This window comes from Gordonia paraffinivorans (assembly GCF_900683595.1).
GTDB classification, from domain to species: domain Bacteria; phylum Actinomycetota; class Actinomycetes; order Mycobacteriales; family Mycobacteriaceae; genus Gordonia; species Gordonia paraffinivorans.
In genome coordinates this window covers 113,787-127,686 of the sequence record NZ_CAACYD010000003.1, presented here as the reverse complement: position 1 = coordinate 127,686, position 13,900 = coordinate 113,787, and the positions used below count along the sequence as shown (strand labels likewise).

The following is a 13,900-nucleotide window of genomic DNA, read 5'->3' as shown; positions in this document are numbered from 1 at the left end:
ATTCACACACGACTGAGGAGAACACTCGATGTCTTCGATCACCGTCTACACCAAGCCGGCATGCGTCCAGTGCAACGCCACCTACAAGGCCCTCGACAAGCTGGGTCTCTCCTACGAGGTCGTCGACATCAGCCAGGACCCGGAGGCCCGTGACTACGTCATGGCGCTCGGCTACCTGCAGGCCCCGGTCGTGGTCGCCGGCGACGAGCACTGGTCGGGCTTCCGTCCGGATCGCATCAAGAAGCTCGCCACCGCAGCCGCCTGATCTGTTCGTCGGTTCCGTCACGACGCCGACGCCGGTGTGATCCGAAGGGGAAGCCGGATCCGCGGCGACGCGATGTGACGAGATGCCGGAGAACCGGGTGCCGAAGAACCGGATATCCCGGAACGCGGCACCGAGGAGTGGCGATCCCGGGAACGGGAAGCGGCCACTTCGGTCCAGTTGTCATCGAGAAGTCCACACGCCGTCGTCGCCGGCCATCAGGCCGGGGCGGACGGCGGTGGCGCGAGTCGTCAATCGTCACCATGAGGATTTGGAGTCGGACATGTCGGCAGCATCGCCGTTGATCGTCTACTTCTCCTCTGTCTCCGAGAACACCCACAGGTTCGTCGAGAAGCTTCGGATGCGCGCCGTGCGGATCCCGCTGACCGGCGGGGCCGAGGGGTTCCGGGTCGACGAGCCCTACGTGCTGATCTGTCCCACGTATGGTGGAGGCAAGGTCGGACAGACCGGCGGGTTCGTTCCCAAGCAGGTGATCCGCTTCCTCAACGACCAACACAACCGGTCGTTCATCAGGGGGGTGATCGCCGCGGGCAACTCGAACTTCGGCGAGGAGTTCTGCTACGCCGGCGACATCATCGCGCGGAAATGCCGCGTGCCCTATCTGTACCGATTCGAGTTGATGGGCACCACCGACGACGTCGAGCGCGTGCGCGCGGGACTCGCCGAGTTCGCCCAGAGCCAGGCGTTCGCCGACGGGCCGTCGCTGCACGCCACGTCCGCCTGACCGGCGCCGAGCGCGTCGCCCCGGGCCTGCCGTCCCCGTCCTGTCACAGCCCTCCCATACCCTGCACCCAAGGTTCCAGCCACAAGGAGTCATCTGTCGTGTCGCCCACCGTCACCGTCTCGGACACCACCTCAGCCAGCAAGTCGGGCGTTCATGCCGGTCCGTCGGGGCACGACCCCGCCGAGCTCGACTACCACGCGCTCAACGCGATGCTCAACCTGTACGACGCGGACGGCAAGATCCAGTTCGACAAGGACCGCGAGGCGGCCCGGCAGTACTTTTTGCAGCACGTCAACCAGAACACGGTCTTCTTCCACGACCTCGACGAGAAGCTCGACTACCTCCTCGAGGAGAACTACTACGAGCCCGAGGTCCTCGAGAAGTACAGCCGCGAGTTCGTCAAGGAGCTCTTCGGCCACGCCTACAAGAAGAAGTTCCGCTTCCCGACGTTCCTCGGGGCGTTCAAGTACTACACCAGCTACACGCTGAAGACCTTCGACGGGAAGCGCTACCTCGAGCGCTTCGAGGATCGCGTCTGCATGGTCGCGCTGACGCTGGCCGACGGCGACACCGCCCTCGCACGCGACCTCGTCGACGAGATCATCGACGGCCGGTTCCAGCCGGCGACCCCGACCTTCCTGAACTCGGGCAAGAAGCAGCGCGGCGAGCCGGTCTCGTGCTTCCTGCTTCGCATCGAGGACAACATGGAGTCGATCGGCCGCGCGATCAACTCTGCGCTGCAGCTGTCCAAGCGCGGCGGCGGTGTCGCGTTGCTGCTGAGCAACATCCGCGAGCACGGCGCCCCGATCAAGAAGATCGAGAACCAGAGCTCGGGCGTCATCCCGATCATGAAGCTGCTCGAGGACTCGTTCTCCTACGCCAACCAGCTCGGCGCCCGTCAGGGCGCGGGTGCGGTGTACCTGCACGCGCATCACCCCGACATCCTGCGCTTCCTCGACACCAAGCGCGAGAACGCCGACGAGAAGATCCGCATCAAGACGCTGTCGCTGGGCGTCGTCATCCCGGACATCACGTTCCACCTGGCCAAGGCCAATGACGACATGTACCTGTTCAGCCCGTACGACGTCGAGCGCGTCTACGGCGTGCCGTTCGCCGACGTCAACGTCACCGAGCGCTACCACGAGATGGTCGAGGACCGGCGCATCCGCAAGACCAAGATCAACGCGCGCGAGTTCTTCCAGACCCTCGCCGAGCTGCAGTTCGAGTCGGGCTACCCGTACATCATGTTCGAGGACACGGTGAACCGGTCCAACCCGATCGACGGCAAGATCACGCACTCCAACCTGTGCTCGGAGATCCTGCAGGTCTCGACGCCGTCGACCTTCAACGACGATCTGTCCTACTCCCATGTGGGCAAGGACATCTCGTGCAACCTCGGCTCGCTGAACATCGCCAAGACGATGGACTCGCCCGACATCGGCAAGACCATCGAGGTCGCCATCCGCGGTCTCACCGCGGTCAGCGACCAGACCGCCATCACCTCGGTGCCGTCGATCGAGCGGGGCAACAACGAGTCCCACGCCATCGGCCTGGGGCAGATGAACCTGCACGGCTTCCTCGCCCGCGAGCGGATCTTCTACGGCAGCGAAGAGGGCATCGACTTCACGAACATCTACTTCTACACGGTCACGTTCCACGCGATCCGGGCGTCGAACGAGATCGCCAAGGAGCGCGGCCGGGCGTTCGCCGGCTTCGAGAGGTCGAAGTACGCCAGCGGCGAGTTCTTCGAGAAGTACCTCACCCAGGTGTGGGAGCCGAAGACCGAGAAGGTGCGGGAGCTGTTCTCGCGGTCGGGGATTCACATCCCGACGCAGGACGACTGGCGTGAGCTGAAGGAGTCGGTGCAGCGCTACGGCATCTACAACCAGAACCTGCAGGCCGTGCCGCCGACCGGTTCGATCAGCTACATCAACCACTCGACCAGCTCGATCCACCCGGTCGCGGCGAAGATCGAGATCCGCAAGGAAGGCAAGATCGGTCGCGTCTACTACCCGGCGCCGTACATGACCAACGAGAACCTGGAGTACTACCAGGACGCGTACGAGATCGGGTACGAGAAGATCATCGACACCTATGCCGCGGCGACGCAGCACGTCGACCAGGGCCTGAGCCTGACGCTGTTCTTCAAGGACACCGCCACCACGCGCGACGTCAACCGGGCCCAGATCTACGCGTGGCGCAAGGGGATCAAGACGCTGTACTACATCCGCCTCCGCCAGATGGCCCTCGAGGGGACCGAGGTCGAGGGCTGCGTGTCGTGCATGCTGTGATCCGCAGCGGCGCAGCAGATTCAGATACTTCCGGACTCCACTCGAACCACCAGATGAGGAAGATTCGATGACCTCCACGCACAGCCCCGCCGACGGCGCACCCATCAAGCTGATCGACCGGGTGTCGGCGATCAACTGGAACCGCGTCCCCGACGAGAAGGACGCCGAGGTCTGGGATCGCCTGACCGGCAACTTCTGGCTGCCGGAGAAGGTCCCGGTGTCCAACGACATCCAGTCGTGGAGCACGCTGACCGACTACGAGAAGCAGCTCACCATGCGGGTGTTCACCGGCCTGACGCTGCTCGACACCATCCAGGGCACGGTCGGCGCGGTGTCGCTGATCCCGGACGCCACCACCCCGCACGAGGAGGCGGTGCTCACCAACATCGCGTTCATGGAGTCGGTGCACGCCAAGTCCTACAGCTCGATCTTCTCGACGCTGTGTTCCACCAAGGAGATCGACGAGGCCTTCCGCTGGTCGGAGGAGAACGAGAACCTCCAGCGCAAGGCGCACATCGTCATGGACTACTACCGTGGCGACGACCCGCTCAAGCGCAAGGTCGCCTCGACGCTGCTCGAGTCGTTCCTGTTCTACTCGGGCTTCTACCTGCCGATGTACTGGTCGAGCCGCGCCAAGCTCACCAACACAGCCGACCTCATCCGCCTCATCATCCGCGACGAGGCCGTCCACGGCTACTACATCGGCTACAAGTACCAGCGCGGCCTGGAGACCCAGTCGCCGGAGCGCCGTCAGGAGCTCAAGGACTACACCTTCGAGCTGCTGTTCGAGCTGTACGACAACGAGAGCGACTACACCGAGGCTCTCTACGACGAGGTCGGACTCACCGAGGACGTCAAGAAGTTCCTGCGTTACAACGCCAACAAGGCCCTGATGAATCTCGGCTACGAGGCGATGTTCCCGAAGGACGAGACCGACGTGAACCCGGCGATCTTGTCGGCGCTGTCGCCGAACGCCGACGAGAACCACGACTTCTTCTCGGGGTCGGGCAGCTCGTACGTCATCGGCAAGGCCGTCAACACCGAAGACGAGGACTGGGACTTCTAGACGGTCAGGATTTCGTAGAAGTGGTAGGCGCATAGCGCCTACCACTTCTACGAAATCCATTGCTACGCATCGCCGGAGGTCATGCGGTCGTACAGGTCGCCGAGTTCGTCGATGGCCTCGGCGATGTCGGCCGGCGCCACGCCGGTCGCGCGCAGGGCCGCTCGCAACTCCGAACCGTCCAGTGCGGTCAGCGGATTCATCGGTGACACGGACGGCGGCGGCGGAAGCGGGGTGGTCGTCCCGTAGAAGTCGTCGAAGGTCAGGGGCGCGGGCGCTTCGTCGGGCGCCGCCGCCGTGGCCGGGCGCGCGTCGATCTCGGCGAGCAGGCCACGCAGGTCCGTCCCCATCACGGTGAGCAGCGTGAGCGGCGAGCGGTCGATCTCGGCTGCCACCTCGTAGGCGGTGGCGAGCGCGTGCACGCAACGTGGCGCCTCGTCGGGACAGGTGCAGTCGGTGGCGACGTCGGCCGATTCGGTCGGCAGGAGCAGCTCACCGAGGATCGGCGGTTGTTCACCGCGGGGGAGCCGCATGAGCTCGTCGACCCCGCCGCGATCACGGAGCAGGTCGGCGAGGGTCGGTGTGTCGACGGTGCGCATGGTGATGATCACGTCGAACGGCTCGAGCTGGGTGCCCTCCACCGACGACGTCACCCGGCCCGCGCCGATCCGCAGGCCGCGGACGTGACGATCGCGAAAGTACCTGCGCGCCTTGGTGATGTGCCGGCTGTCGGCCACCGACGAGCCGTCGGGTCCTCGTCCTTCCACGACGTCGACGAATGCCCGCGACCACGGGGTGAGCGCATAGCCGCGCACGGCGATGGTGCTTCGTGCGTTCTTCCGGCCGGTGGATTTGCGTGCGCTCATTCGCTCACCGCCTCGTCACGCAGGCGCAACAGTTCGAACAGCTCGTCGTCGGCGAGGTCGGAGACCCAGTTCTCGCCGGCGGCGACGGTCAGCCTGGATAGCTCCCGCTTGCGGCTGATCATGTCGTCGATCCGCTCCTCGATCGTTCCCACGCAGACGAACCGGTGCACCGACACCTTCTGGTCCTGCCCGATCCGGTAGGCGCGGTCGGTGGCCTGGTCCTCGACCGCGGGGTTCCACCACCGGTCGATGTGGATGACGTGGTTGGCGGCGGTCAGGTTGAGGCCCGTTCCGCCGGCCTTGAGGGTCGCGAGCATCACCGGCGGGCCGTCGTCGGACTGGAACTCCGCGACCATCCGGTCGCGTTCGGCGCGGCCGAGACCGCCGTGCAGCAGCGGGATCCCGGTGCCGAACTCCTCGGACAGCCAACCCGACAGCATCTCGCCGAAGGCCGCGAACTGGGTGAAGACCAGGGCTCGATCGCCCTCGTCGGCGACCGTCGAGACGATGTCGGAGAGCAGTTCGACCTTGCCGGAGCGATGTTCGCCGTCACGGAGCAGTCCGGTGCCGTCGGCGAGGTAGTGCGCGGGATGGTTGCAGATCTGCTTGAGTCGCGTGAGTGCGGCCAGCACGTTGCGGCGGCGCAGCGTGCGTTGTTGCTTGTCGCGCAGGGCCTCCATGAGTTCGTCGATCACCGCGCGGTACAGCGCGGCCTGTTCGACGGTGAGGTTGGCGCGCACCGCGAAGTCGGCCTTCTCCGGCAGGTCCGCGGCGATCGCCGGGTCGGTCTTCTCGCGCCGCAGGATGAACGGCCGGGTGATCGCCGACAGCCGACGCAACGCGCCGGTGTCGCGGTCGCGTTCGATGGGTTCTGCGTACCGTGCCCGGAACACCGACGCCGAACCCAACAACCCCGGGTTCACGAGGTCGATGACGGCGCGCAGATCCTCGAGACGGTTCTCCACCGGGGTGCCGGTGAGGGCGAGCCGACGGTCGGCGGGGATGGTTCGTACCGCCTTGGAGGCGATGGTGTTCACGTTCTTCAGGTGCTGCGCCTCGTCGACGACGACCCGATGCCACGGTCGCGACGACAGCAGTTCGTGGTCGCGGGCCGCGATGGCGAAGGTCGTGATCACGACGTCGGCGGAGTCGCGGACCGCCTCGAACATCGATCCCGACGCGCGCGTCGGCCCGTGATGGACTGCGACGCGCAGTGACGGGGCGAAGCGGGCGAGCTCGCGAGACCAGTTGCCGACCAACGACATCGGGCAGACCACGAGTGTCGGGGCGCGTGGCGGCTCGTCGGTGTCGGTGCGTTCGTGGCATTCGAGCGCGATCACCTGCAGCGTCTTGCCGAGGCCCATGTCGTCGGCGAGGACGCCGCCGACGCCGAGCCGCGACAGGTGGACGAGCCAATCCAGGCCGCGCTGCTGATACGGACGCAGGGTGGCTTCGAGCGACGCCGGGACAGCGACCGGTTCGGGACGGATGGTGCCGGTGGTGGCGATGTCGTCGAGCCAGGACAGCCCCTCGACCCGGGTGACGGGCACCGGGATCGCGTCCGACGCCCCGGTGACCAGGCCGAACAGCTCCCCGAAGTCCGCCGGGGGTTGCGAGCCGGCGAGGGCGCGCTGTGTCGCGACGAACGTGGCGGCGCGGGTGAGCGCCGCACCCTCGGCGCGCACCCAGACGCCGCGGACGCGCACGAGATCGCCCTTCTGCCCGGACAGTTCGTCGAGGTCGGCATCGGTGAGGACGAGCGCATCAGGCGAATCACCCAGCGCCAGGCGCCATTCGAACTCACGGATCTCACGTAGGCCGACCATCGCCGCCGGGGCGCCGCCTCCCGGAGGCGGCACTGCGCGCAATGCGAGGCTCGGCCGGACCTCGGCGATGGTACGGGGCAACAGCACCGGGATGCCGACCGAGCCGAGGGCAGCGGCGCCCGTGGCGAACAGTTCGGCGGCGACCTCGGTGGGCAGCAGGAAGTCCAGCGAGCCGCGGTCGGGGTCGGCGTGGTCGAGCTCGGGGAACGCCCGCACCGCCTCGGCGAGCGCTGTCGTCACCTCGTCGAGTTCATGGGCGTCGAGCCGGTGGGGTGCCACCGGTTCGATCTGGCCGTCGATGCTGCGCCGGCAGACCTCGAGCCGCCAGCGCGAGTTGTGCGCGAGCTCATCCCGGGTGGGCAGGTCGAACGACTCGTCGTCCCAGGCGTCGTCCCAGTGGCCCTCGGCGAGATCGTCGTATTCGGGTTCGTGGAGCCGGAAGATGAGCGACGGGTCGTCGCGCACGGTGCCGGTGTTCCACTTCAGCCAGCTGCTCGCCGCCCGTGAGAGGCGGTCGGGCGAGCAGGGCGCGGCGGCATCGGGACCGGGCAGGAGCGCTCGCACCACGGGTGACTCCGGCGCCGGCCGTCCCCACCTCGGGGTGGACCGTTCGATCGCGGCGCGACATTCGTGGTCGACGAGTTCGGTCAGGAAGTCGTCGATCGCCGAACCGGTGCCGTTGTGCAGCAACGCATCCGGTGCGGAGCCCAGGGCGACGGCATGCCAGCTGCGCCACGTGGGGGTGGGGACGGCACCCCACCGCAGCAGCCACTCGTCAGCGACGTGGGCCACCGTCGGGGCCACCGCACCTGCGGCGACGAAGGACCGCACACCGTCGAGCAGATACCGGTACCAGCGGACGTCACCAACGACCTCGACCGTCCGCGAGGCGTCCAGCAACGCGACCGCCGTGGTGATGCCCAGGGTGGCGGCCCGCACGAACCGTCGACGGTCGCCTTCGCCGATGACCGGGATCTCGCTGCGGAAACGGCGATTGCCGAGCACCTCGCGCAAGGGTTCGGCGAGCTCGGCCGGGTCGCCGTCGACCCACACCGACATCCCCACACCCGGTCGCCACAGGGCGTGCAGGGGTGGGCTGGGCGTGGTGGCGGAATCCGGGCCGCCGGGCTGCGGTTGCGATGGCATGAAGAATCAACCGCCAGTCTATCGGCAGCGGCCGACAGGCCGGATTCCGCAGAGCCGGTTTTCCCCGCCTCCGACGGGGTAAGACAGAGGTATCGGCCACCCGCGTTCCGCGGGCGCGAGAACGAGGAGTCACCCATGGGGAAGTCCGATCGGAAGACCGAACACGCGAAAGGCACCGAGGAGGTCCGCAAGGACCCGCCGGGGCCGAAGGATCACGGCCGCGAAGGCGGCATGGCGACCCGGGAGAACGCGCCCGATGCGGTGAAGCGATCCGACGACTGACCGAGACCCCGTATGCAGACCGACCGGTCACACCCCGCGCGGGTGCCCGGTCCGTGGTGTGACCGTCAGTCGACCTCGCGCAGCAGTCCGGTCGCGACGTCGAAGACGAAGCCGCGCAGCGAGGTGGTCTTGGTGATGAACGGACTGTTCTTGATGCGGTTGAGCGACTGACGGACGTCCTCGTCGACGTCGGTGAACGACTCCGCGGCCCACTCCGGTTTCTGGCCGATCTCGTTCTGGATATCGCGCTTGAAGTCGTCGTCGGTGAAGGTCAGCATGCCGCAGTCGGTGTGATGGATCAGCACGATCTCGGTGGTGCCGAGCAGTCGCTGGCTGATGGCCAGCGAGCGGATCTCGTCGGCGGTGACCACGCCGCCGGCGTTGCGGATGACGTGGGCCTCGCCTTCCTTGATGCCGAGGACGCGGTAGACGTCCAGGCGTGCATCCATGCAGGCGACGATGGCTATGTGCTTGCTCGGCGGCAGCGGCAGGGGACCGGAGAAGGTCTTGGCATATTCGGCGTTGTTGGCCAGGTACTCGTCGGTGACAGTCATGCAGGGATCCTGATGTGTCGGCGCCACGCGGATGAGAGTTTCGACGGCGCTGATTCGAACCCTTTGCGTCGGCGCAGTCGACGGACTTCGTCCGGCCGGGATCACCTCATCCGGCATCGCCCCACTCGCACCGGTCGTATGAGGAGTCGGGACACCCGGCCCGGGGACATCCCGGAGGACGCTCGGACACCGACTCGACCGTGCGGTGCAGGCGAGTCGGTGTCCGAACTGCGTCGTTGCGGGTCGGCAGACGGCCATCGGCGCGGGTGCGTGAGCCGAACTAGCCGATTGCCGCATCCATGCACTTCTCGGCCACGGCCGCGATCAGCAGCGATGGATTCGCACCACCCGCGGAGCCGTGGATCAGTGACCCGTCCACGACGTAGAGTCCGCGGTGACCGATCACCTGACCACTGGCGTCGGTCGCACGTCCCAGCGGCATTCCGCCCAACAGATGCGCGGTGCTGTTCAGCAGCGATGCCAATGGTGTCCCGGCCAGATCGGCCGACGGTCCTCCACCCATCCGCTGATGGATGCGGCGTGCGGCGGCGCGCGCACCGCTGGTCATGGCGGCCGGGATCGTCAGCTCCGGACGGCCGTCGCGGAATCGCCAGGTGGTGCGGTTCTCGAAATCTGCGGTCATGGTGAACTGGACGAGCAGAGGCTCCAGTCCCGGGGCCAGGGGAACGCTGAAACCCTCTACGAGAGTGGGTAACTGGTCCGACTCGTCGTCGACGAAAGCACTCGAGAACAACCCGGGTGCGCTCGTGGGGAGATCGGATCGTGGCGCCGGTCGCGCCACGACCTGGTCTCCGTTGTCGCCGACCAGCGTTCCGCAGTGTTCGTTGCAGTTCGGCAGTCCTCCAGACCGTTGCGAACCGAGGATGAGACCGGGTGTCACCGCGGCGCCGGCGCCCAGGAAGAGCCGATCACAGGTGAACCTGACGACCCTTCCGGTACGGCGAGAGTCGCCGATGACCGAGGCTTCGACCACGTAACGTCCGCGGTCGGTCCAGATGCCCACCACCTCGTGCCGGGTCACCACGGTGAGCCGGCCCGAGCGGCGCGCTCGTTGCAGGTAGTTGAACTGCAGCGACCGTTTGCCGCCGTTCAGCACGAGGAGATCGCCGCCTGTGAGGCCGGGTGCGCGCCTGCCCGCGACCTCGTCGCGGACGATGTCCCAGTTGAACGCCGCGGGGATGCGCGACACCGGAAAGCCCGCTCGACGCAACTGATCCTCGAACACTCTGGCGTGGGCGAAGGCCGGGCCGGCAAACACGTCCGCCGGCACCGGGGCGGCGCCGATACGCCGAGTGACCAGGTCGAACACCGGCTCCATCTCCGCGTGACCGAGAACACCGCCGAGCACGCTGGAGAAGTACTTCCGGGGCGGACGGACGGTCGCTCCCGCGTAGGCCAGCGATCCGCCACCCAACCCGACACCGGTGAGGGTGACATGGCTTCCCCCGCCGTAGTGCGCCCTGTCCATCGCCATGAAACCGGTTCGGCCGGCGGTGTCGGGGTCCCACACCCATCCCGGACTGGCCAGGTCATAGCCGTGTGGCGCCACGGATCGATTCGACGGTGTCATCCAGTCCCGGCCTCGCTCGAGCAGCAGCGTACGCACACCGGCCGCGGTCAGCCGGTCGGCGGCGACGGCTCCTCCGAACCCGCTTCCGACGACGATCGCCGGATGGTGGCTGCTCGGCGCTGACGATGCCGGCGACTTCGATGCGGTGGCCTGAATCATCGACACTGCCGCTGCTGCAGTGGCTCCCGCCAGGAAAGAGCGTCGCGAGAGCATCGGCTTCCGATCGTTCATCCGGCCGCCCTCCGATCCAGCGCATGGGCAAGGACCGGTGTGTTCTCGGATCCGATGATCTCGTGGCAGGCATCGCAGGTGGTGTTCAGATGGTTCCGGTACTTCGCCACGGACTTCGCCCGATGCGGTTCGTACATGTTCACGCTGCAGATGTGCCCGGACAGCGATCCCACCAGGAGACGTTCGTCCATCACCCGCCTCCACAACCGCGGGACGAGCGACGTGAGCATCATGACCGAGTACCCGGCCGGTAGCTGTGGCACGTCGTCGAAGGTGCGCAGGCACTGGTAGCGGCGTTTGGGGTGAGCGTGGTGATCGCTGTGGCGTTGCACCTTGAACAGGAAGACGTTGCTCACCAGGTGGTCACTGTTCCAGCTGTCCTCGGGAAGACACGGCCGAAAACGTCCATCGAGGCGTCGTCCACGCAGGAGTCCGTAGTGTTCGATGTAGTTGGCCGCTTCCAGGATGAGAATGCCGATCGCCGCCTGTAGCAAGCAGTACGGGAGCAACGACCAGCCGAAGACCGCGATGGTTGCGCCGAAGAGGGCCACCGTGCCCAGCCCGCACACGATGATCCTGTTGTGAAGGATTCGCCGCAGCACGCTCGGGTTTCCGGCGAGGCGCCTCCTCTCGACGCTGAACGAATTCTTCACACTGCCGATGATGCTCCGGGGGAGGAACCTCCACAGGCTCTCGCCGAATCGAGCGCTCGAGCAGTCCGCGGGCGTCGCGACGAGACGATGATGAAAGTGCGTGTGCTGCAATGCGAAGTGCGCGTAGCCGGCCTGCATCAGGATCAGGTATCCGATCACCTGCTCGGTGCGATTGTTCTGATGGGTCAACTCATGAGCGGCGCCGATACCGACACCGACGGCGATGCCCACGGTCGAGGACATCGCCAGGTATTCGGGCGGCCCCATGGGTTGGGTTGCGATGCACCAGGCTCCGAAGACGAACGACGCCAACTGGGCCGGCAGGTAGGCATAAGTGCACCAGCGGTAGAACTTTCGTTCCTGAAGTTCGGCGAATATCTCTTCCGGCGGGTTCCAGCTCTGCTTGCCGATCACCAGATCGAGGATCGGCAGGACGACCAGCATCACGATCAAGCCGGTGGCCCAGAAGATGCCGAGCGTGGTGAGTTGGACCAGCAGGTAACCCAAGAAGGTGCACAGCGGAGCGATGAGAACAGTGGGACGCAGGAGCAGCGTCGGGTCGCGCCATTTCTGATCGGTACACGGTGTGGTCATCTCGGGTTCACCCCATAGATCTCGAACGCGGCAGTGGGGATGTAGACGCCGGTATAGGTGCCCGACGGCACCAGTCGGCGGAGTTGCGGACTTCCGACGGTCGTGACGTGCACACGAATTGCCGTCAGGGACGACGGTGGCAGTGTGGCCTTGACCTTCTTGTCCTGAACCCAACGCCGACCGTCCTTGGTTGCGTGTTCGACCCGGAACATGCTCTGTTCGAAGGGAAGAGAGGTGAAATCGGCCATGAGCGGAGGCGTCGGCCCCGACTGGCCCGTGAGTGTTTCGACCCGCGCTGTGATCGACCATCCGTCTCCCTTGGCGACGACGGTGTTGCCCGGCCGAAAGCGTTCCTCGCTGAACGTGCCGATCACCTTCGGTGTTCCGGCCATTTCGCGTGCGGACACCATGCTCTCGGCAGTGGACACCGGCAGGAACGGGATGTTGAGGCGGTAGCCACCGGAATTGCGGTACTGCAGAAGCGCGCCGAACTCCTTGTAGGGCCCCACGGTGGATCGGTCGTAGCCGGCGAACCAGGCGGTCTTTCGTGTCGGAGTGGCTCCCGGGCGCAGAGACGGCGACAGCGCGCCGATGTCGTCGGGGCCTGCCGGCATGTCCCAGACGAGCATCCCGTCGGTATGGATGTCCCACACCGCGGGGACCGAAGTGACCTTCCGGCCGGCTTCGATCTCTTGCGGTGACAGGTTGGACTCGGGGATGGTCGCCTGCGCGTTCATCCACTCGCTGGGAACCGCGTCGGCGGTGGGCACGCTGAGGGCCGCGGTGGTGCCGAGGATGCCGGCGGACGCGACGACGGCGGCGATACGGATCAGGGTTCTCTGACGGCGCGGATTCATCGCGGCGCTCCTGACGTGGTCTCGAGTGACATCCCCGCCGGGTCGGCGATGAACCCGGGGAAGGTGCCCGTGGGCATGAGCGAGGTCAATTGGCTGCTGCCTGTTGTCTTGACGTCCACGATCACCGGCATGAGCTTGGAGACATCGATATGACGTCGACCGAAGAAGGTCGAGGTGATCGTTCGGCCGTTCGCGTCGACCTGCTCCAAGGTGAGAAGCCGGGGGAGGAAGCCCGGGATGGCGAGCTGCGCGCCCTTCGGTGCGGGGCGGGTTGTCACCGACACCGACCAGTTGGGACCGGAGGCGGTGAACGTGTGTCCTGATTCCGGGATGCCGGTGAAGTTGCCCTTGATCTTCGGGAACGCCCAGTTCTCCCTGCCGTTGCGGTTCGTCCAGTCGCTGTCGGTGGTGAGGAAAGGGGTGTTCGCGGCGACGGTCGCGCCGCGGTTGTAGGCGATCATTCCGCCCAGTTCGTTGTAGCCTCCGACCGGCGTGCTCTGATAGCGAAGCGCGACACCGAGTTTCGCCAACGGGAGGTTGTTCTGCAGCCCCGGCTGCAAGAGCTTGTTGTCCTCCGGCGTGGGCGGCATGACCCACGCGACGAATCCCTTGGCTATCTCGAGATCCCAGGGTGACGGGATGACCTTCTGCTTCTCGAGAACCTCGGTGTAGGTGCTCGAGAGCTGGGACTCGGGAATGCTGTGCGGGATCTTTGCCCACTGCGGCGTGGAGTGGGTCGAACTCGTTGCCGAGGGACGGTCCGGAGACGGCACGGCCAGTGCCTGTGAAGAGACGGCGGAGGCGGTGAGCGCGATCGATGCTGCGGCGGTCAGGCCGGCGATGGCTCGTCTGCGGAGAACAGATGATCGAGACATGAGATCTTCCTTTCGTGAAAGTTGCGGCGATCGATTCGACGACGCGAGTAGTCGCGTCGAGCCG

The 13,900-nt window shown here is 66.3% G+C and carries 12 protein-coding genes; 5 read left to right on the top strand and 7 right to left on the bottom strand.

The window, feature by feature from the left end; genetic code table 11:
• Positions 1-28 precede the first annotated feature (28 nt).
• The 4 genes from E1P53_RS01375 (at position 29) to nrdF (ending at position 4,364) form a co-directional block, all read left to right on the top strand.
• Positions 29-265 carry a redoxin NrdH gene (locus E1P53_RS01375; protein ID WP_006898598.1) on the top strand — a complete coding sequence of 79 codons (237 nt, stop codon included), beginning with the start codon at positions 29-31 and terminating at the stop codon, positions 263-265.
• Between the two features lie 280 nt (positions 266-545).
• Positions 546-1,007 (top strand): class Ib ribonucleoside-diphosphate reductase assembly flavoprotein NrdI, encoded by a 462-nt coding sequence (gene nrdI / locus E1P53_RS01370; RefSeq protein ID WP_006898597.1) that lies wholly within the window; start codon positions 546-548, stop codon positions 1,005-1,007.
• 98 nt (positions 1,008-1,105) lie between these two features.
• Entirely contained in the window at positions 1,106-3,298 is a 2,193-nt protein-coding gene (nrdE, locus tag E1P53_RS01365) for a class 1b ribonucleoside-diphosphate reductase subunit alpha (protein ID WP_131733237.1), read from the top strand.
• A 67-nt stretch (positions 3,299-3,365) separates the two neighbouring features.
• Positions 3,366-4,364 carry a class 1b ribonucleoside-diphosphate reductase subunit beta gene (nrdF, locus tag E1P53_RS01360; protein WP_006898595.1) on the top strand — a complete coding sequence of 333 codons (999 nt, stop codon included), beginning with the start codon at positions 3,366-3,368 and terminating at the stop codon, positions 4,362-4,364.
• A gap of 62 nt (positions 4,365-4,426) precedes the next feature.
• On the opposite strand, the gene E1P53_RS01355 is transcribed toward nrdF, so the two are convergent.
• Positions 4,427-5,227 carry an SWIM zinc finger family protein gene (locus tag E1P53_RS01355; protein ID WP_131733236.1) on the bottom strand — a complete coding sequence of 267 codons (801 nt, stop codon included), beginning with the start codon at positions 5,225-5,227 and terminating at the stop codon, positions 4,427-4,429.
• Positions 5,224-8,199 (bottom strand): DEAD/DEAH box helicase, encoded by a 2,976-nt coding sequence (locus tag E1P53_RS01350; protein ID WP_181954785.1) that lies wholly within the window; start codon positions 8,197-8,199, stop codon positions 5,224-5,226. Before E1P53_RS01350 ends, E1P53_RS01355 begins: the two co-directional genes overlap by 4 nt.
• Positions 8,200-8,334: 135 nt before the next feature.
• Here E1P53_RS01350 and E1P53_RS20380 point away from each other — a divergent pair, with 135 nt between their 5' ends.
• Positions 8,335-8,481, top strand: coding sequence for a hypothetical protein (locus tag E1P53_RS20380; protein ID WP_006898592.1), 147 nt, complete (start codon positions 8,335-8,337; stop codon positions 8,479-8,481).
• A gap of 65 nt (positions 8,482-8,546) precedes the next feature.
• Here the strand turns inward: E1P53_RS20380 and E1P53_RS01345 are convergent, their stop codons facing one another.
• From E1P53_RS01345 to E1P53_RS01325, 5 genes are all read right to left on the bottom strand, one after another.
• Entirely contained in the window at positions 8,547-9,035 is a 489-nt protein-coding gene (locus E1P53_RS01345) for a beta-class carbonic anhydrase (protein ID WP_006898591.1), read from the bottom strand.
• 280 nt (positions 9,036-9,315) lie between these two features.
• Positions 9,316-10,785 carry a GMC oxidoreductase gene (locus tag E1P53_RS01340; protein ID WP_244941095.1) on the bottom strand — a complete coding sequence of 490 codons (1,470 nt, stop codon included), beginning with the start codon at positions 10,783-10,785 and terminating at the stop codon, positions 9,316-9,318.
• A 68-nt stretch (positions 10,786-10,853) separates the two neighbouring features.
• Positions 10,854-12,017 carry an alkane 1-monooxygenase gene (locus tag E1P53_RS01335; RefSeq protein WP_165484383.1) on the bottom strand — a complete coding sequence of 388 codons (1,164 nt, stop codon included), beginning with the start codon at positions 12,015-12,017 and terminating at the stop codon, positions 10,854-10,856.
• An 83-nt stretch (positions 12,018-12,100) separates the two neighbouring features.
• The gene (locus tag E1P53_RS01330) at positions 12,101-12,961 is read right to left on the bottom strand and encodes an acetoacetate decarboxylase family protein (protein ID WP_131733233.1); all 861 of its coding nucleotides are present in this window, start codon (positions 12,959-12,961) and stop codon (positions 12,101-12,103) included.
• A complete protein-coding gene (locus E1P53_RS01325) occupies positions 12,958-13,836 on the bottom strand; it encodes an acetoacetate decarboxylase family protein (protein ID WP_131733232.1) in 879 nt (292 codons plus the stop codon). Before E1P53_RS01325 ends, E1P53_RS01330 begins: the two co-directional genes overlap by 4 nt.
• Positions 13,837-13,900: the final 64 nt, after the last annotated feature.